Origin of the sequence: Saccharopolyspora endophytica, assembly GCF_018070075.1 — a bacterium.
Lineage (GTDB): Bacteria > Actinomycetota > Actinomycetes > Mycobacteriales > Pseudonocardiaceae > Saccharopolyspora > Saccharopolyspora endophytica.
Window position 1 is genome coordinate 146894 of sequence record NZ_JAGPXE010000005.1, and the last position, 18615, is coordinate 165508.

The 18615-nt window shown below is 71.4% G+C and carries 14 protein-coding genes; 3 read left to right on the forward strand and 11 right to left on the reverse strand.

Annotated features, from left to right (window positions below; genetic code table 11):
• Positions 1-111: 111 nt before the first annotated feature.
• From KBO27_RS14355 to KBO27_RS14375, 5 genes are all read right to left on the reverse strand, one after another.
• Positions 112-894, reverse strand: a complete 783-nt coding sequence (locus tag KBO27_RS14355) for a thioesterase family protein (protein WP_210970502.1) — start codon at positions 892-894, stop codon at positions 112-114.
• Positions 895-949: 55 nt separating this feature from the next.
• The gene (locus tag KBO27_RS14360) at positions 950-1663 is read right to left on the reverse strand and encodes a TIGR03089 family protein (RefSeq protein WP_210970503.1); all 714 of its coding nucleotides are present in this window, start codon (positions 1661-1663) and stop codon (positions 950-952) included.
• A 17-nt stretch (positions 1664-1680) separates the two neighbouring features.
• Positions 1681-2877, reverse strand: a complete 1197-nt coding sequence (locus KBO27_RS14365) for an LCP family protein (RefSeq protein WP_210970504.1) — start codon at positions 2875-2877, stop codon at positions 1681-1683.
• A gap of 401 nt (positions 2878-3278) precedes the next feature.
• Positions 3279-3887 carry a DUF4232 domain-containing protein gene (locus tag KBO27_RS14370; protein ID WP_210970505.1) on the reverse strand — a complete coding sequence of 203 codons (609 nt, stop codon included), beginning with the start codon at positions 3885-3887 and terminating at the stop codon, positions 3279-3281.
• Between the two features lie 432 nt (positions 3888-4319).
• A complete protein-coding gene (locus KBO27_RS14375; RefSeq protein ID WP_307870412.1) occupies positions 4320-5732 on the reverse strand; it encodes an LCP family protein in 1413 nt (470 codons plus the stop codon).
• 590 nt (positions 5733-6322) lie between these two features.
• Here KBO27_RS14375 and rfbB point away from each other — a divergent pair.
• Positions 6323-7309, forward strand: coding sequence for a dTDP-glucose 4,6-dehydratase (rfbB, locus tag KBO27_RS14380; RefSeq protein WP_132672481.1), 987 nt, complete (start codon positions 6323-6325; stop codon positions 7307-7309).
• The gene (gene rfbD / locus KBO27_RS14385; protein WP_210970506.1) at positions 7306-8226 is read left to right on the forward strand and encodes a dTDP-4-dehydrorhamnose reductase; all 921 of its coding nucleotides are present in this window, start codon (positions 7306-7308) and stop codon (positions 8224-8226) included. The genes rfbB and rfbD overlap by 4 nt, the downstream gene beginning before the upstream one ends.
• Before the next feature lie 12 nt (positions 8227-8238).
• On the opposite strand, the gene KBO27_RS14390 is transcribed toward rfbD, so the two are convergent.
• The 6 genes from KBO27_RS14390 to KBO27_RS14415 all read right to left on the reverse strand — a co-directional run bounded on the left by KBO27_RS14390 (position 8239) and on the right by KBO27_RS14415 (position 17432).
• Positions 8239-9273: a glycosyltransferase family 4 protein gene (locus KBO27_RS14390; protein WP_210970507.1), complete on the reverse strand. Its 1035-nt coding sequence runs from the start codon at positions 9271-9273 to the stop codon at positions 8239-8241.
• On the reverse strand, positions 9263-11779 hold the full coding sequence (locus KBO27_RS14395) for a glycosyltransferase (RefSeq protein ID WP_210970508.1): 2517 nt from the start codon (positions 11777-11779) through the stop codon (positions 9263-9265). Before KBO27_RS14395 ends, KBO27_RS14390 begins: the two co-directional genes overlap by 11 nt.
• 152 nt (positions 11780-11931) lie before the next feature.
• A complete protein-coding gene (locus tag KBO27_RS14400; RefSeq protein WP_246537257.1) occupies positions 11932-13134 on the reverse strand; it encodes an NAD(P)/FAD-dependent oxidoreductase in 1203 nt (400 codons plus the stop codon).
• Positions 13135-13138: 4 nt separating this feature from the next.
• Positions 13139-14581 carry an AMP-binding protein gene (locus tag KBO27_RS14405; RefSeq protein ID WP_210970509.1) on the reverse strand — a complete coding sequence of 481 codons (1443 nt, stop codon included), beginning with the start codon at positions 14579-14581 and terminating at the stop codon, positions 13139-13141.
• Positions 14578-16455, reverse strand: a complete 1878-nt coding sequence (locus KBO27_RS14410) for a beta-ketoacyl synthase N-terminal-like domain-containing protein (RefSeq protein WP_210970510.1) — start codon at positions 16453-16455, stop codon at positions 14578-14580. Before KBO27_RS14410 ends, KBO27_RS14405 begins: the two co-directional genes overlap by 4 nt.
• A 56-nt stretch (positions 16456-16511) precedes the next feature.
• Complete coding sequence (locus tag KBO27_RS14415; RefSeq protein ID WP_307870414.1) at positions 16512-17432, reverse strand: glycosyltransferase family 2 protein; 921 nt, start codon at positions 17430-17432, stop codon at positions 16512-16514.
• 56 nt (positions 17433-17488) lie between these two features.
• Between KBO27_RS14415 and KBO27_RS14420 the strand changes: the two genes are divergently transcribed.
• On the forward strand, positions 17489-18580 hold the full coding sequence (locus KBO27_RS14420) for a glycosyltransferase family 4 protein (RefSeq protein ID WP_307870415.1): 1092 nt from the start codon (positions 17489-17491) through the stop codon (positions 18578-18580).
• Positions 18581-18615: the final 35 nt, after the last annotated feature.

An 18615-nucleotide genomic window follows, 5' to 3' on the forward strand; every position in this document is an offset into this window, starting at 1 on the left:
GGTTGTCCGGATTGCGGCGGTATTCCGGTCCTTGTTCACGGCGGTTTTCCGGATTCGGATCGTGGTCGGGTTGCGCCGGTGGTGTGAGGGGCCGCTTGCCGTGGGCCGGGGTCAGCCGAGTTGGTTGACCATGACTGCTTCTTGGGCCGTGCCGATGGGGCCCTCGGTGTCGTAGAGGCGGGCGTGGGCTGTGCCGATCCCGGTGAGCTGGACGTCTCGTCGCATCTCCATGCCGAGCCACTCGCCGCGCATCTCGCGGTGCAGGTAGAGCGAGACGTCGGTGTTGATCCAGGGGCCGAACAGCTCGCCGACCGGGCTGGCGGCGCTGATCGCGTCGGCGAGGATCGCCACGTGCGACAGCGGGCTGAGGGGTTCACCCGGCAGCAGCGGAAGCGGCATCCGCATCCACGCGCGGCTGACGCCGGTCGCCGACTGGTCGGCTATCCACCGCACCTGCATCACGTCGTGCACTCCCCAGCGCAGTCCCAGCTCGGGTGGGAGCAGCGTGCGGTCCTCCAGGCCGTCGGGGCCGTCGAACGGCACCGCGGATTCGGGGGCGGGTCCGTCGAGGTCGGAGCGTCGCAGCAGGTGGGCGGTGGCGTTGGTGTGCAGCCGGCCGTCGATGTGCAGCCCGGCCTGCACCACCTGGAGCCGCTTGCCGGTGCGCAGCGGATGCACCTCGATCGACAGCGGGACGCGCGGCACCGGGCGCATCAGGTCCACGGTGAGCCGGGCGACGAACAGGTCCGGGTCGTCCTTGGCCGCCTCGACGGCGCGGGCGATCAGGCCGGCGACCGGGCCGCCCCCGGTCAGCTCGCCCCAGGGGTTCCCGGACGCCTCGTTCGGCACGAAGAGCTCGCCCTCGGTGCGGAAGAGTGACCGCGCAGCACGCATCCCTCGATGTTACCCACGAGTAGGTAACTGATGCGGGCGTGGTGTGAGGGGCCTCTCAGAGCCCGAGCTCGACGGTCGTGCGCTCGTCGGCGCGTCGCTTGTCGAGCTTGGCTAGGTCCGGGTTGGTGCAGTGCACGAGCGCGGCCTCCGCGGCGAGCACCGCGAGCAGCCCGTCCACGACGCCGTCGGGCAACGTCCAGTCCACGGTGGACAGGACCCGGTCGCTGCGGCCGATCCCCAGCTCGCCCGCGCGGCGCTTCGCCAGCTCCAGCACCTCGTCCACCGACTTGCCCAGCAGCGCGGGCGAATCCCCGGCGACGGGCGTGATCGGGCTGAAGTCGTCACCGTGCACGCGGATGTCCGAGACGTAGTCGACGGCGTCGGTGGGCAGGCCGCGCACCGGCGCCCCCATCGGGTCCAGGCCGACGGCGGCCACCACGTGCGCGCCGTCGCCGCGCGCGAGGTCGGCGGCCGGGACGAACGCGACCTCGGTGCCCGCGGGCTCGTCGGTCACGTGCGCACCCGCCCACCAGGCGCCCAGCAGCACGCCGACGGTCTGCCAGTGCGCGGGCAGCGACACCGAGACCGGCGTCTCCGGCTCCAGGTCGATCTCGTCCACCAGCCAGTTCGCCGTCTTGGCCGCCCAGTTCGCGGTGGTGGCTCGGGAGAGCTCGATGCGAGCGCCGGTGGCGTCGTCGTAGTGCGTGATCAGCGGTTTGGGTGCGCCGCTCGCCAGCAGCGGGCCGAGAAGTGCCTGGGTGACGCTCATGCGCGCAGCCTAACCGGCTAGTTCACGCAGGGAACGTCGCCGTCGGAGGTGATCGGTCGTTGCCGGGCGGTCCCGTCCAGGCGCAGGCCCGGTTTCGGGGCCAGGCCGGGCGCGTTGGCGGACAGGCCGGTGAAGAACTGCTGCACGGCCGCGCGGTCGATGGAGACGATGCTCTGGCCCCGCTCATCGCGCGCGCCCGCGCTGAGCACCGGCATCGTCACGAAGTTGACCCGCCCCGCGGCGATCTGCTGCATCTGCTGCACGAAACCCAGCGCGTCCCAGTCCTCGTCGAGCTCGACCGTGCGCTGGGTGGCCGCGGTCAGGTCGTTGACCATCGCTGGATCGGTGAGCGTGCCGGTCGAGAGCACCTTGTTCGCCAACGCCGCCATGAACACCTGCTGGCGCACGATGCGGTCCAGGTCGCCGCGCGGCAGGCCGTGCCGCTGGCGGACGAACGACAGCGCGTCGCCGCCGGTGACGGTGTGCCGCCCGGCGCTGAAGTCGGCCCCGGAGTCCTTGTCGCTGGTCGCGTGGTTGAGGCACACCTCGACACCGCCGACGGCGTCGGTGAGCTCGAAGAACCCGAGCAGGTTGATCTCGGCGTAGTGGTCGATGCGCATGCCGGTGAGCGTCTGCACGGTCTGCACCAGCGCGCGCTGCCCAGCGACCTTCGAGCGGTGCTCGACCTCGACGGCGGGCAGGTTCTGGCCCTCCAGCTCCTCGGCGGCGGCCTTCTTGGTGAGCCCGTACACCGAGTTGATCTTGTCGGGGCTGCCGGAGGGCGTCTCGGTGTAGGTGTCGCGCGGGATGGACACCGCGGTCGGAGCGGCCCCGCTGTGCGGGACGCGGATGAGCACCAGGCTGTCGGTGTTGAGCCCGCCGGTGGCCTCGGTCCGCAACTGCTTGAGGACCTTCAGCGGCAGCGGATTGCCCTGCGCGTCCGTGCGGCTGTCGCTGCCGACCAGCAGCACATCGGTGGCCCCGTCGTCGGGCGGAGGAGCGTGCGGCACCTCGGCGAGCACCTTCGCCGAGCTGACCTCGCTGAGCCGGTCGATGACGAACCAGCCGACGGCGCTGAGCCCCAGCACGACGACCGACGCGAATGCCACCACGCTGCGTCCCGCGATCCGCGCCGCTGAGCGGGACCGGCCGGACGAAACGACTTCGGGGCCGTCCGGCTCGGGGAGCTCATGCCCCTGATCCGGTTCGTCCACCGAGCCCTCCCCCTGGGTTTGTGTAGATGATTCACAGTAAACCGCGGAGGATCATGCTCAAAAGCCGGAGGAGGGGAACCTTTCGATCACGTCGCGAGGGGAACGTCTGGGTTGCGAGGAAGGGAACTTTCCGCTCACTCCGCGTGGGGAAGCCCTCGGTCGGGAGGAAGGGAACTTTCCGCTCACTTGATGAAGGGGCCCAGGGGCACGAGGAAGGGGACCTTTCTCTCACCTCGTGAGGGGAGCTTTTCGGTCAGGAGTAGGGGAACTTTCCGCTCACTTCGCGAGAGGAGGCCCTGAGGCGCGAGGAGGGGAACTTTTCGCTCACGTCGCGAAGGGAGCCCTGGACGCGGCGAAGCCCGCGCCGGTGCGGCGCGGGCTTCGGGCTGGAGTTGCGCGGGTCAGAACAGGACGCCCTGGGCCGAGGGCTGGAGGGTGCCGACCTGCAGGCTCTTCAGCGGGATCTCGGTGACCGGCTCGTTGTTCAGGCCGTTGACCGGGGCGTTGACCGAGCCGCTCATGTCCGCGGGGCTGGCGACGAAACCGCTGGTGACGTAGGTGTTCGAGTCGCCCTTGTCGCCCAGTTCGGCGTGGACGCCGGCGAAAGCGGTCCGGCCCGGCTCGAGGGTGATGTCCTGCGGTCCGCCCGGGATCTCGACGTTCTCGCTGGGAACCTCCTCGATCGGCTCGTTCGCCATGTTGGTGGGGGTCAGGTTCACCCAGCCGCCGAGCGCGCAGGCCTTGTCCGAGGTGTTGGTCATGGTCAGCAGGTACTGGTTCGGGTTGGGCTGGGCCTGCAGCTTGATCTGGAAGTCCGTCGCCGAGCACTGGGACGCGGAGACGTCATCGCCCTGCGGGGTGCCGACGCCGGCGGCGTTGACGGCCTGCGGACCGGAGTGGGACAACCCGGCCGGCGAGTTCGTCGCGGCCTGGCCGCTGCACCCGGCGATCAGCAGGGTTCCGCCGAGAAGGGCGGTCGCGGCACCGACGGTGCGAATTCGCTTCAGCATGATTGGGTCCTTCCCCCAGGGTGCTACCGGGCTTTTCTCACCCGCTTTTGCTTCGTAAGACGTGCCGCCCCCGTCTCGGTTGCTTCGCGCTGAAAAAGAGTGTGAGCGAGTCTCTGACCTGCTGGTTCGTTGACCGCGGGGAAGATCGGGTCAATTGCTCGCGCGGCTTCCGGGGGAATCACCTAGGGGTTGTCCCCCATATTTCAAGCGCGATTCCGGATCAGCGTGCACGAGGCGCGAAATGACGTGAGCGGGATCAATTGCGATTCAGGCCCTGGCCCGGCGCAGGGCCGGCCGCACGAGGGAAGCGCGGTCGGGTGGATCCAGCCCCTCACAGCACAAGCGTGGGAGCTTTCCTGTCATCTGCTGGTGACAGGAAAGCTCCCACGCTGCTGGGCGGTTTCGGCGGTGACAGGGAAGTTCCCACGCACCTCAGTCGATGCAGGGGACCCCGTCCGCGGTGATGGGGCTGTTCCCGGTGTCTGCCTGCGTGCGCAGCGGTGCGGCCTTGTTCAGGCCGTCGAGGCGGAGGGTGGGGGCGCCGGTGAAGTTCGACTTGCCGGGGCCCTTGTAGTCCTTGCCGATGTAGACCTCGACGCTGCCCGCGGTCAGGTTGGGGCTGACCTCGGTGGGCAGGCCGCCGAGGGACTCGGCGACCATCTTGCCGACGTCCTGCTCGCCGTTGGCGTAGTAGACGACCGAGGAGCTGCGGGTCTCGGAGTTGGAGCTGCTGCCTTCCTGGAATCCCTGACTGGTCAGCTCCTCCAGCACGTTGGCGGCCAGCCCGCTGATCCCGGAGGCGTTGTAGACGCTGGTGGTGATCTTGGTCGGGGACTTCAGGGTCGCCAGCTTCTGCGCGCGCTGCTGCGGGGGCAGGAGCAGGTCGGCCGCGAACTGCTTGCTCTCGGCGATGTTGAGCGTGACGTCCTCCTGGCCGGACTCGCCGACCAGGTGCACCGGAGCGCTGTAGAACTGCACGTTGCCGCTGGCGATGCCCTGCATCTGCTCGGCGAAGCCGAGGATGTCGCTCGCCAGGGCCGGGTCGAGGGTGACCGACTTGTTGATCGCGTCGATCAGCGCGCTGAGCTTCGCCGGGTTGGCCAGGGTGCCGGAGGACAGGATCCGGTGGGCGAGCGCGGACATGAACACCTGCTGGCGCTTGCCGCGGGAGAGCTCGTTGAGCAGGCCGTGGCGCTGCCGGACGAAGGCGAGCGCGTCGGCGCCCTGGATCGTCTGCACGCCCTTCTTGAAGTTGGCGCCGGAGTAGCTGTCCTTGGTGGCGTCGTTGAGGCAGACCTCGACGCCGCCGACGGCCTTGGTGATCTCGTAGAACCCGAGCAGGTTGACCTCGGCGTAGTGGTCGATGCTGACGCCGGTGAGCTTCTCTATGGTCTCCAGCAGCGCCTGCTTGCCGGCCAGCCGCGACTTCTCGTCGAGCTCCTTGGGGTCGGTGACCCCTTCGTCCTGCAGCTTGGCGCGTTCGGCGTCCTTGCCGCGGTTCATGGTCTCGGTGAGCTTGTGCTTGTCCTCGCCGGTGCCGCTGTTGACCATGGTGTCCCGGGGGAAGGACATGGCGCTGGCGCTGTGACCGCCGTTGGGGATGCGCACCAGGATCATGGCGTCGGTGAGGTCGCCGCCCTCCTGCGTGGTGTGCAGCTCCTGCAGGATCTGCTTGGGCAGCGGGTTGCCCTGCGCGTCGGTGCGGCTGTCGTTGCCGATCAGCAGGATGTCGGTGGCGCCGTCGGGGGCGCTGAACCCGTTGCCGATGACGTCGGCGGTGCCGGTGCCGCCCGCTCCCGGCCGGAACATCGCCCAGGCGAAGCCGGTGATGCACAGGACGATCACCGACAGCAGGGCGGTGAGGGTGCGGGCGCCGTTGCGGGTGGTCTTGCGCTGCCAGAAGCCGCCTCGGCTCCAGACATCGTCGGGATGAAGGTCGGCGTCACCGGTTCGAGCGGATTGCCTCGCCGCAGCCTTACTCTGAGCAGTCGCTGCGCTGCTCCTCGCAGCACCCGCGGAGCCGGTCTTCGCAGCGCCTGCCGCACCGGTGCGACGAGCACCCTGCGGTCGGCCGGCAGGAGCGCCGGAGCGGGCCGGTCCGCCTCCGGGGCCACGTGGCGGAACACCTCTTCCGGGCCGCCCATCAGGGCTCCCGGGCCGCCTCGGCCGGTCGTCCACGCGATTCCTCCTTGGGGGCTGCGGGGGCGAGCGTTACACCTACACGAGTGATATTGCCCGACTTCTCGAAGAAGGCTAACGGTGATCCACTCGAACCATGACGGGTCCCTCGAGATCTGGTGATCTCACTCATAAGGGTGAACCCCGTCCGTGACGGTACGTAACTTGGGAGTCGATGGGGTCGAGCATCGGCGCATGTCAGACTGCCCATCGCGGGCCGTGCGCCTACTGCCCGCGCAGGACGAGGAAGAGGCGGAATGCGGATTCTGGTCACCGGTGGGGCCGGCTTCATCGGCTCGCACTACGTCAGGCAGCTGCTCAGCGGGGCTTATCCGGCCTTCAGCGGTGCCGAAGTGATCGTGCTGGACAAGCTGACCTACGCGGGCAACGAGGCGAACCTGGCAGAGGTGGCCGATGATCCTCGGCTGCGGTTCGTGCGCGGCGACATCTGCGACCGCGACCTGCTCGGCGAGGTCATGACCAGCGTCGACGTGGTGGTGCACTTCGCCGCGGAGACCCACGTGGACCGCTCCATCACCGGCTCCGACGCCTTCGTGGTGACCAACGTGGTGGGGACCAACGCGCTGCTGCAGGCCGCGCTGGAGGCCGGTGTGGGCAAGTTCGTCCACGTCTCCACCGACGAGGTCTACGGCTCGATCGAGACCGGTTCGTGGCCAGAAGATCATCTACTCGAGCCCAATTCTCCTTATTCGGCGGCCAAAGCGGGCTCCGACCTGCTGGCGCGCGCCTACCACCGCACGCATGGTCTGCCGGTGTGCATCACGCGGTGCTCGAACAACTACGGCCCGTACCAGTTCCCGGAGAAGGTGCTGCCGCTGTTCATCACGAACCTGATGGACGGGCGCAAGGTTCCCCTCTACGGCGACGGCATGAACGTGCGCGACTGGCTGCACGTCGGCGATCACTGCCGAGGCATCCAGCTCGTCGCCGAGTCCGGGACGCCGGGCGAGATCTACAACATCGGCGGCGGCACCGAGCTGACCAACCGGGAGCTGACCGAACGGCTGCTCGCCGAGTTCGGGCTGGACTTCTCGATGGTCGAACCCGTCGAGGACCGCAAGGGCCACGATCGCCGCTACTCGGTCGACCACGCCAAGATCGCCGAGCTCGGCTACGCCCCGCAGATCGACTTCGAGACAGGGCTGCGCGACACCATCGCCTGGTACCGGGAGAACCGGTCGTGGTGGGAACCGCTGAAGGAGCGCGCGGCGGTGGCCCGATGACCCGGCTGGCGGTGCTCGTCCCGGGCGGCAAGGGTCAGGTCGGCTCCGAGCTGTCGGCCGTCCTCGACGCCCGGCGCGAGAACCTGGTGCACGCACCGGGATCGGCCGAGCTCGACATCACCGACCCCGAATCCGCGCGCGACGCCGTCGCCTCGTTCGCCCAGGCCGCCCGCGACGCCGAACTTCGCCCGGTCGTGATCAACACCGCCGCCTACACCGCGGTGGACGCGGCCGAGTCCGATCCCGAAGGGGCGCAACGGGTCAACGTCGCCGGGCCTGCCGCGCTGGCGGAGGCGTGCCGGGACGGCGGACTGCCGCTGCTGCACGTGTCCACCGACTACGTCTTCCCCGGCGACGCCGACCGCCCCTACGAGCCGGGCGACGAGACCGGGCCGCGCACCGTCTACGGCCGCACCAAGCTCGAAGGCGAGCGGGCGGTGCTGGAATCCGGTGCGAGCGCGTGGATCGTGCGCACCGCCTGGGTCTACGGCGCGCACGGCGGCAACTTCGTCAAGACCATGGCCAGGCTGGCGGCCCAGCGCGAGGAACTGTCCGTCGTGGACGACCAGATCGGCTCGCCCACCTGGGCGGCGGACCTCGCTCGCGGCCTGCTGGAACTCGCCGAACCCGTCGCCGCGGGCACCGGACCGCAGCAGCGGGTGCTGCACTGCACCAACACCGGGTCCACGAGCTGGTTCGAGTTCGCCCGCGCCATCTTCACCGAACTGGGCCTCGATCCGAACCGGGTGAACCCCTGCGGCAGCGCCGACTACCCGACCAGAACCCCGCGCCCGGCCTACTCGGTGCTGTCCGAGAACGCCTGGAAGGACGCGGGTCTGACACCGCTGCGGCCTTGGCGGGACGCGCTGAAGGAGGCCTTCACCACCAGCGGGGAAGCGTTCCGCCACCGCGGATGAGCGGAAGGTTCCCTACGCCGCGGCGCGCAGGTAGGCGGCATGGGTCCGGCTCGCGCAGTGCTCCCAGCTGAAGCTCTTCGCGTGCGCGCGACCGGCTTCGGCATCCGGGGGAGCGGCCAGCGCGCGGCGCAACGCCTCGCGCAGCGCGGCCGGGTCCTCGGCCGGTGCGAAGACCGCGTGCGCACCGGCGACCTCGCGCAGCGCGGGAAGGTCCGAGCACACCACGGGCACGCCGCACGCCAGCGCCTCCAGCACCGGCAACCCGAAGCCCTCGTCGCGCGACGGCAGCACCAGCGCGCTCGCCCCGGCCACCAGGCCGCGCAACTCCTCGTCGGAGAGATAGCCGGTGCGGATCACCCCGTCGACCTCGCCCGCCGCCCCCGGGCCCGCGATGACCAGCGGCGGGAGGTCCGGAGCGAGCGCCGGCCGCAGCACGTCGAGGCCCTTGCGCGGGCCCTCCGCGCCGACGAACAGCAGGTACTCGGGAGGAATCCGATCACCTGAGGCCGGTGCCGCCGAGAACCACTCGGGATCGACCCCCAAGGGCGTGACCGCGAGCTTCTCCGGCGAGACGTCCAGGCGCTCCGCGACCCGGCCGGCCATCGCCGCCGTCGGCGTGCACACCACGCGGGCCCGCTGCGCCGAAAGCCGCACCAGCGCGGGCAGATCCTCGTCGGCCAGCGAAGGGTCGTCCAGGAACGCCAGGTCGTGCACCGTCACCACACCCGCCGCGCGCACCGACGGGGGCAGCACGAAGTTCGTCCCGTGCACCACGTCGACGGCCCCGGACAGCAGCTCCACCGGTGGGAAACGCCCACCCCGCCACAACATCCGCAGCGCACGAGCCGGAATCGGCGGCCCCACCACGTGCGTTCCGGCCGGCGCCTCGGTGCGCAACCGGCGCCACCCCCGGGTGCTGAAGCCGATCAACCGGACGTCCACATCGGACGCCAGCGCCGCCACCAGCGACGCCGTGTAGCGGCCGATGCCGGTGCGCGGCCCCAGCAGCGGTGTGGCGTCCAGCAGAACCCGCAGGTCAGCGGCCACGGAGCCGTTCCCCGGCGATGCGCCGCAACCGGCCGGTCGCGCGCTTGGCGACCTCGGCGGGACCACCGGCGTCGAGGTACTCCCGCAGCAGCGACAGATCCCGGCGCACCGTCTCCACCCGTCCCGGCTGCGCGGTGCGCACCAGCGGCGCGGCAGCGGTGAGCCGGTCGGCGGCCGGACGCGGATCGCGGCAGAACGACGTCAGCGGCGAGAGCACCGCCTCCCAGGTGAAGCGCTCCCGCACCGGCTCGATCCGGCGACGGCACTCGGCGGCGAACTCCGCGTCGTAGAGGACCTTCTCCAGCGCGTCGGCGAGCGCCTCGGGCTCCTCGGCGGGCACCACGACGCCGATGCCCTCGCTGCGCACCAGGTCCGCGAACGAATCACCGTCGGTGGTGATCACCGGCAGCCCCGACCACAGGTAGTCCAGCACCCTCGTGCGGAACGCGAAGGTCGTCTCCACGTGCTCGAAGTGCGTGGTGACACCGCAATCGGCGTCCAGCAGGAAGTTCTGCCGCTCCTGGTAGGGAACCCAGGTCTCGTTGAAGAACACGAACTTGTCGGTCAGGCCGAGCCGCTGCGACAGCGCCCGGGTCTGCCCGGCCATGCCCATCTCCGGAACGTCCGGGTTCGGGTGCTTCATGCCCAGGAAGAACAACCGCACGTCGCTCCGCCGCTGCGCCAGCAGGTCGATCGCGCGCAGCAGGGTCAGCGGGTCGAACCAGCTGTAGACGCCACCCGCCCACAGCACGACCTTGTCGTCGGCCGAGATGCCCGGCCTGGTGCCCTTGATCGCGGGCGCGGTGCGACGCGGAGCCACCGACGGCAACCCGAACGGAACCACCGACAGCAGCGACCGCACGGTCGGGTCGTTGTCGTAGAGCCCCGGCGTCAACCGGCCCAGCGAGGCCAGATGCCCGAGCCAGAAGTGCCGCTGGCGCTCCGAGGCGCACAGGAAGAAGTCGCCGCGCTCCAGTTGGGTGTTGAGCACCTTGGTGACACCGGCGAGGTCCTTCGCGCGGCGCTCGTCGTCGGAATCGCGGCCCTGCTCCAGCAGTTCCAGGTGCATCGGGTCGTAGACGTCGCAGACCACGATCTTGGTGGAGTCCACGCGCTTGAGCGCGGGCACCATCTCCAGGACGTGCCCCTGCAGCACCACGATGTCGGCCCACTCGACGTGCTCGCCCAGCTCGCGCGGCTTGGCGGCCAGCACCTCGAACTCCGACTCCGGCGGATCCACCCGGGCGTTGACGCTGACCAGCCGGACCCGGTGCTCGGCGGCCAGCACCTCGGACATGTGCCAGGCGCGGATCGCCGGACCGGCCATCCGCTCGGTGACCGCGTCGCCGGTGATCACCACGATCTTGCGCGGCCGGCCGAACACCTCGTCCAGCTCGAACGCCTCCACCAGCGCCTCGTGCGCGGCCAGGTAGCGGGGGAGCGGGTAGGCGGGCTCCATCGCCTTGCGCATCAGCGGCAGCAGGTCGGCGTCGGTGCGCACCCGCGCCCGCTGCTCCTGCTCGCGGGAGAGCTTCAGCGACGGAAGCAGCTCCACGAACTGGTCGATGGCCAGCATCCCCGCCAGCGCGGAGCGGTCGATCGGCACCGGGGAGTCGTCCTCGGTCTCGCCGCGGCGCGTGATCTCCAGCTGCGTCGGGTCGATCTCGCCGCGCGCCGTGGCCCGCCGCACCGCCAGCGCCATCGCCGCCGGCAGCGCCTTGGCGAGGGTCTCGTCGGAGACGTTCTTGTACAGCGCGGCCAGCGCGTTGCGCTCCAGCAGGTAGTGCTCGCGGGCGGAGGACACCTCGGCCATCGACGCGTGGTGGCGGTGGAAGGTCAGCGACCTCGGCTCGTAGCGGACCCGCCAGCCGCGCAGGTTCAGCCGCCAGCCCAGGTCCACGTCCTCGTAGAACATGAAGAAGCGCTCGTCGAAACCGTCCAGCGCCGCGAACAGCTCGGCCCGCACGAACAGCGCCGAGCCGGTGCCGAACAGCACGTCGCGGGGCGCGTCGTGCGAACCGTCGTCGAGCTCACCGGCGTGCCGCTTGTAGCCCATGCCGAACCAGGTGAGGCCTCCGTCGACGAAGTCGACGCGCTCGCCGTCCCAGTCCAGGACCTTGCCGGCCACCGCGCCCACGGTCGGCTCCGCCCGCAGCACCTCCACGGCCGCCCGCGCCCAGCTGCGGTCCGGTCGGGCGTCGTTGTTGAGGAACGCCAGCACCTGCCCGGTCGCCTCGCGCGCGGCCAGGTTGCAGCCACCGGCGAAACCGGTGTTGCTCGCCGACTCGATCAACCGCACCTCGGGCACGGCCTCGCGGATGCGCTGCGCGGAGCCGTCACCGGAGGCGTTGTCGACGCACAGCACCTCCAGCTTGTCGGCCGGGTAGTCCAGCTCGTCGCGCACCGCGCGCAGGCAGGTGATGGTGTCGTCCGCGCCGCGGTAGTTCACGACGATCACGGAGACGACGGGAAGGTTCGCTTCGACCACGCCCCAAGCCTGCACCATCGCGAGTCCGGGCCGCCCAGGTGTTCGGTCAATTCGGTCGCCATGACCTGCCTCGGCGGCCGTTCGCGCCTCGCCGAGGGGCGGTTCTGGTCCGAACTGTCCGGGCATATCGGACATCGATCAACGGTTCGGGCCAAGAACCGCCCCTGCCCTCACCTCGGTCCCCGGCTGAGCAGCTCCCGGAGCCTCGGGGTGTACAGCGCCGTGATGTCGGCGGCGCCGGCGAAGGCGTCGAAGTAGATCGACGTCAGCTCCTCGTCCTGCTGGATCGCGCGCAGCAGCGCCAGCCGCTGCTCGTTCGGCGGCGTCATCCGCGCCACCGACAGCGTCGCCGCGTACCCCGGGGCCAAGGTGCTGTCGCGCTCGGCCGCGAACCCCCGCAACGCCGCGTCCAGCCTCGTCGGCGAATCGAGGAATCCGCTGATGTGCCTGGCCAGCGACTCGGCCTGGGTGAACGCGTCGCTGATCCCGCGTGCGGTGATCGAGTCCTTGTGGTGACCGGCATCGCCCACCAGCACCCACCCCGGACCGGCCGCCTCGCGGAAGAAGTTCTGCTGATCACCCGACCCCCGCAACCGCTCCACCTGCTCCCCGCCCTGCAAGCGCTCGCGCAGCTCAGGTGCGGTCTCCCGGACGCGGTCGAGGTGGGCTCGCTGCGCGTCGGCGCGCACCGAGCGGAACCGCGACTGCGGGAAGTAGGTCAGCACCAGCGTCGCGTGCCCGTGCGTGGGCGTGGCCGCCACCCAACTGCCCGGCGACTCGTAGATCTCCAGATCCGCGGGCACACCCGTCCAGTACGAGTAGTAGGCGCAGGTCAACCGCTCGTCCCAGGTCGTGAACCCCGCATTGGCGTGCGCGGCCACCGACGAGCGCATCCCGTCCGCGCCGATCACCAGCGACGCGCGCTCGGTGAACTCCACGCCCCGGTGCTCACCGCGCACCCCCACCACCCGGCCGCTGTCGTCCCGCAGCAACCCGGTGACCCGGCACTTCTCCCGCAACTCCGCGCCCGCCGCCACGGCCGACCGCGCCAGCAGCTCGTCCAGCACGAAGCGGCGCGGCGCGTACCCCGCGCGCTGGCCGGCCACGCCCCGCCCGCACCCGGCCAGCCGTGCGTCGGCGACCTGGTAGCGGGCGTGCCGCAGCGGCGGACAGCCGGTGGCGCGCAACTCGTCCAACAACCCCCACCGCGCCAGCGCGGCCACGCCCGGCTGGTGGATGACGTGGGTGGACACGGTGTCCGAGGGGAACGTCCCGCGCTCCAGCAGCAGCACCCGGTGACCCGCGCGGGCCAACAGCATTGCGGTGGGCGAACCCGCGCAGCGGGCACCCACGACGATCGCGTCGAACATCATCGCCTCACAGCTCTAGTTCGGAACGCAGCGCCCGGCGGTCGAGCTTGCCGTTGGCGTTGAGCGGAAGTCGGTCCAGCACCGTGATCCGGCGCGGCAGCATGTACGACGGCAGCCGGTCCCGCAGACCCGCCTGCAGCGCGTCGGGAACGCAGTCGCCCCCGACGGCCGCCGCCAACTCCGGTTCGCCCTCGGTCGGCACCGCCAGCACGATCGCGTCCCTCACCCCCGGCAGCGCGCGCAACGCGGCCTCGATCTCGCCGAGCTCGATGCGATGCCCGCGCACCTTCACCTGCTGATCGGTGCGCCCCAGGTGCAGCAGCACACCGTCGGCGACCGTCACCAGATCCCCGGTCCGGTACCAGCCGCCCGGCGCGAAACGTCCCGCGTCGTCGGCGGGATCGAGGTAACCCGCGAACCGCTGAGGCCCGCGCACGCACAGCTCGCCGCGCGCCGCCGGCCTGCCGGTGGGATCCAGCACCCGGAACTCCAGCGAGGGGAAGCACTCGCCGATCGGAGCGACCCCGTTCGGCGTGCTCGGCCACTCCGACACCTCGCGCGGCAACCGGTGCCCGGTGCAGGCGATCGTCAGCTCCGTCGGCCCGTAGAGCACCTCGACATCGCTGTTCGGCGCCGCGCGCTTCCAGCTCCGCAGCGCCTCCATCGGCACGGCCTCACCGCCGAAGATGCTGCACCGCAACGTCGGCATCGCCCCCGGACGCAGCGTGCCCAGCCGTTCCGCGAAGGTGATCAGCGACGGCACCGAGAACCAGTGCGTCAACCGCAGCGCGTTGACCGCGCGCACCGGTGACAGCAACGCTCCCGCGCGCGGCACCACCAGCGTCCCGCCCTGGCCGAGGGTGACGAACATGTCGTGCACCGAACCGTCGAAGGTCAGCTCGAAGTTCCCCGAAACCCGGCTGCCCGGCCCGATCCCGTACCGCGCGGCGACCTCCGTCAGGTACGCGTCGAGGTTGCCGTGCGAGATCGGAACCGCCTTCGGCGTCCCCGTCGACCCCGACGTGCAGATGACGTAGGCGATGTCGTCGGGACCGATGGGCACCTCCCGCGCCCGCCCGAAGGGCTCGTCCGTCCCGGCGCGCAGCACGGGAACATTCCACTCACCCCGAGCCCCGGACTCCTCGGTGAGCAGCAGCTCGACACCGGTCTGGGCCACCAGTTCGCGGATGCGCTCCGGCGGGTGCTGCGGGTTCAAGGGCACCACCGTCGCACCGGCGCGCAGCACCGCCAGGTAGCCGGCGCAGGCGAGCACCGAGCGGTTCGCCAGCAACCCGACCCGCTGCGGGGCACCGGCGCCGTGCAGGCGCGCCGCCAGCCGCTCGACCATTTCGCGCAGCTCCGCGTACGTCAGGCTCGCCCCGTCGACCTCCAGCGCCGCCTCGTCGGGGAACTGGGCGGCGGCGCGCTCGAACCACGTGAGGACGTTCATCGCCGAACCTCCGTCAGATCTCTCGCCCAGCGGCACAGGTCCCGCACGGTGCGCAGCGCCGCCAGCTCCTCCGGATCGACCTCGCGCCCGGTGCGCTGCTGCACCTCCACCAGCAGTTGCAGCTTCGCCAGCGAATCGATGCCGATGTCGGCCAGCGCGGAATCCTGGTCGAACGCGGTGCGCGCGTGCTTGCCCAGCAACCACTCCGCGGGATCATCACCGGCCGGCTCGTCGCCCGGCCAGAAGCGGCGCGTCTGCCATGGGTACGTCGGCAGCGGCACGTGACGTCCAGGCCCGAACAGCCCGTCCCGGTCCACCGATTCGGAACCGAGGAACCGGTCCAGCTCCGGCGTGCTGTCGGTCGTCAGCGACTCGACGAGCTCCCGGTGCGTCGCACCGATCGCCACCGCGCGGTGCTCGAAGCGGGTGCGGCGCAACGCCGCGCTGCGGCAGATGTCGCGCACCGGGAACTCCGCGCCCGAACCCGACAGGTGCTCGACGTAGGCGCGGGTCAGATCCGCCAGCGCCTCCGGAGTGCGCGCGGACAGCACCAGCGGCCAGCACGTCCCGTCGTCCGGCGTGCGCGGCTCGTGCTCGGCGCTGCGCAGCACCACGTGCGCGTTGAGCGCCGACGACCCCTGCGCGGACACCCCCGCGATCGCGCGCGAGGGGATGTCGGTGAGCACCTGCGGGATCGACAGGCCCGACCAATCCACGTCGGTGCGCGGAAGCCCGGCGTGCAGGCTCGCGGGCACCTCGCCGTTCTCCAGGCACAACGCGGCCTTGATCAGCCCGACCAGACCGCCTGCGGCTTCGGCGTGCCCGAGGTTGGACTTCGCCGAGCCGACCAGCAGCGGCCGGTCCGGTGATCGGGAGGTTCCCATGAACCGGCCCAGCGCGGTCAGCTCCAGCGGATCCAGCAGCGGGGAACCGGACCCGTGCGCCTCCACGAAGTCCACCTCCGAAGGATCCACGCGCGCGTCCCGGTAGGCCCAGCGCAGCACGTCCAGCTGCCCGTCCAGCGACGGGTTGAGCACCGAGTCGCTGCTGCGACCGTCGTTGCCCACCGCGCTGCCGGCGATCACCGCGCGCACCCGATCCCCGTCGGCCAGCGCCGCTTCCCACGGCTTGAGCACCACCACCGCGATCGCGTCGGAAGGCGCGTGACCGTCGGCGTCGGCGCTGCCGAACCGGCTGCGACCGTCCGCCGACATGGCCCCGGCGTGCGACATCATCACGGCCTCGTCGGGCCGCAGCGGCAGGTTCACCCCCGCGACCACCGCCGCCGGGATCTCCCCGGACCGCAGGCTCTGCACCGCCTGGTGCACCGCTGTCAACGCCGACGAGCACGCGGTGTCGACCACGACGCTCGGACCGCGCAGGTCGAAGAAGTGGGACAGCCTCGCCGGCAGCAGTGAGCGAACGTTTCCCAGCTGCGTCGCCGTGGCGGAGGAAAGGCCCTGCTGGAGGGCGGATTCGAGGAAATCGGCCCGGGAGTTGCCCACGAACACGCCGGTTCGGGATCCGCGCAACCGCTCCGGGACGATTCCGGCGTCCTCGAACGCCTCCCACGCGCACATCAGCAGCAGCCGCTGCTGAGGATCGAGCGCGGTGGCCTCGGCCGCGGACATGCCGAAGAAGTCGGCGTCGAAATCGGCTATTCCGTCGACGAACCCGGCCCGGCAACCGGCGAGACCGCCGGGCCCGGACGAACGCAGGGCCGCCGCGTCGTAGCGGTCAGCGGGGGTGCGCGCGGTCGCGTCGACGCCGCCGCGCAAAAGCTCCCACAGCCCGTCGGGATCGGTCGCCCCGGGAAGCCGGCAGGACATCCCCACGATGGCGATCGAACGCTGGTGAACTCCAGTCGTAGTCATGCCCCCGAAGTGTGTGCAGGCCGCTTACAACCGCCTTGCACAGCACTGACGTCCGCTCACCGGCCCGCCCAGGCCTCCCACACCTCGCGGCGGGAAACCCGCGCCATCCGGCCGATCCGGCGACGGGCGCGCAGCGTCGCGGGCAGCAGCGAGGAGACCTTCACCAACACCCGCAGCCGCAGACCGGCCCGCAGGTTCGGCGGGCGATGGGGCAGATCGCGCCACGGCAGGAGCAGCGTGAGGGCCGCGAACCTCGCCACTTCGCGGACCGCGACCCCTGCGGGCGCGCAGCGCAGCAGGGTGAGCAGGCGGTTCCCCTCGTTCCAGCGGTGGAACAGCGCCGAACCGGGCCGGGTGCTGGCCCCGTGCAGGTGCGTGGCGGTCGCCTCCGTGCCCACCACGTCGAAACCCGCCAGCCGCAGCCGCCACGCGGTGTCGGTGTCCTCGTAGTAGCAGAAGAAGTCGGCCGGAACCCCTCCCGCCTCGCGCAGCACGTCGGTGCGCAGCAACGCCGCCCCGCCGCAGAACCCGAAGACCGCGCCGGTCCCGGTGGCGTCCGCGCCGTGCCCGTCAGCGGTCAGCCGCACCCCCGTCGACTGCACACCGCCGTCCGGCGTCCGCAGCACGGACGTGGCCGCCGCGGCCGTCGGGGTGGCAGAAAGGTTCCCCTCCACCACCTCCAGCCAGTCCGCGGACGGGGCGGCGTCGTCGTTGAGCCAGGCGACGAAGGGCGTGTCCACCTCGGGCAGCGCGGCGGCCAGGCCGCCCGCGTAGCCGACGTTGCGGGGCAGCCGCAGCACCTCGATCTCGGGACGGGCGGCGAGCAGTTCGGCCGTGCCGTCGTCGGAGGCGTTGTCCACCACCAGCGTCCGGTGCGGACGCGACTGCGCGTCCAGCGCTTCCAGGCAGGCGTCGATGTGGGCCCGGCCGCGCCACGTGATCACGATGACCGTGGTGCGCACCCCGTCTGATGTCACCGGGGAAACCTAGCGTCACGCATCGGCGGGTTTCCAGCGCGTGCGAAGCTGAGCGCGTGCCCGAGCTGGTTGCCATCGCCGAGCAGCTGCTGGCCCCGGTCCCCGGCGGCACCGGCCGCTACACCCGGGAACTGCTGCGCGCCCTCGCCACCACCGCACCCGACGGCTGGACGGTGAGCAGCGCGATCAGCCGCAGCGGCGATCCCGAGGAGGCCCGCGTCCCCGGCGTCGCGGGACCCCGCGTGCTGCCGCTGCCGCGACGCGCGCTGATCGCCGCGTGGGAACGCGGCGTGCCGCTGTGGCCCGGCGGCGACACCGTCCACGCGATGACACCGCTCGCCCCGCCCCGCCGACGCGGGCGCGGCCTGGTCGTCACCGTGCACGACACCGTCCCCTGGACCCACCCGGACACCCTCACCCCGCGCGGAGTCGCCTGGCACCGGCGCACGATCACCCGAGCCGCCGGTCACGCGGACGCCCTGGTGGTGCCCACCCGCGCCGTCGCCGAAGACCTGGCCGGTCGAGTTCCGCTCACCTCCGAACCCCGGGTGGTCCCGGAGGGCGTGACCCCCGCGCTGCTGGCCGAACCCGCGCCCGCCACCCGACTCGACCTCCCGCCGGAGTACCTGCTGGCCATCGGCACCATCGAGCCGCGCAAGGGCTACCAGCACCTCATCCGCGCCCTCGCCGAACCGAACGCTCCCGACATCCCGCTGCTGATCGTCGGCCGCCCCGGCTGGGGAGACCTCGACCTGCCGGCGCTCGCGGCCGAGACCGGGTACCGCCGCCTGCGCGTGCTCACCGACGTCACCGACGGCGAGCTCTCCGCGCTGCTGCGCGGCGCCACGGCCCTGGTCGCGCCGAGCCTCGCCGAGGGCTTCGGCCTGCCGCTGATCGAAGCGATGGCGCTCGGCCTCCCCGTCGTCCACTCCGACGCCCCAGCCCTGTCGGAGGTCGCCGGCGGCGCGGGAGCGGAAGTCCCCCGAGCCGACCCGCCCGCGATGGCGGCCGCGTTGCGCCGCATCGCCGACGACCCGCAGCGCAGAACCGACCTCGCCGCCGCAGGACGCCGCAGGGCGGCGGAGTTCACCTGGGAACGAGCGGCCCTCGACATCTGGGAACTGCACCGCGACCTCGTCGGTGGCTGAAAGGTTCCCCTCCTCCCACCCGGACCGACGATCAG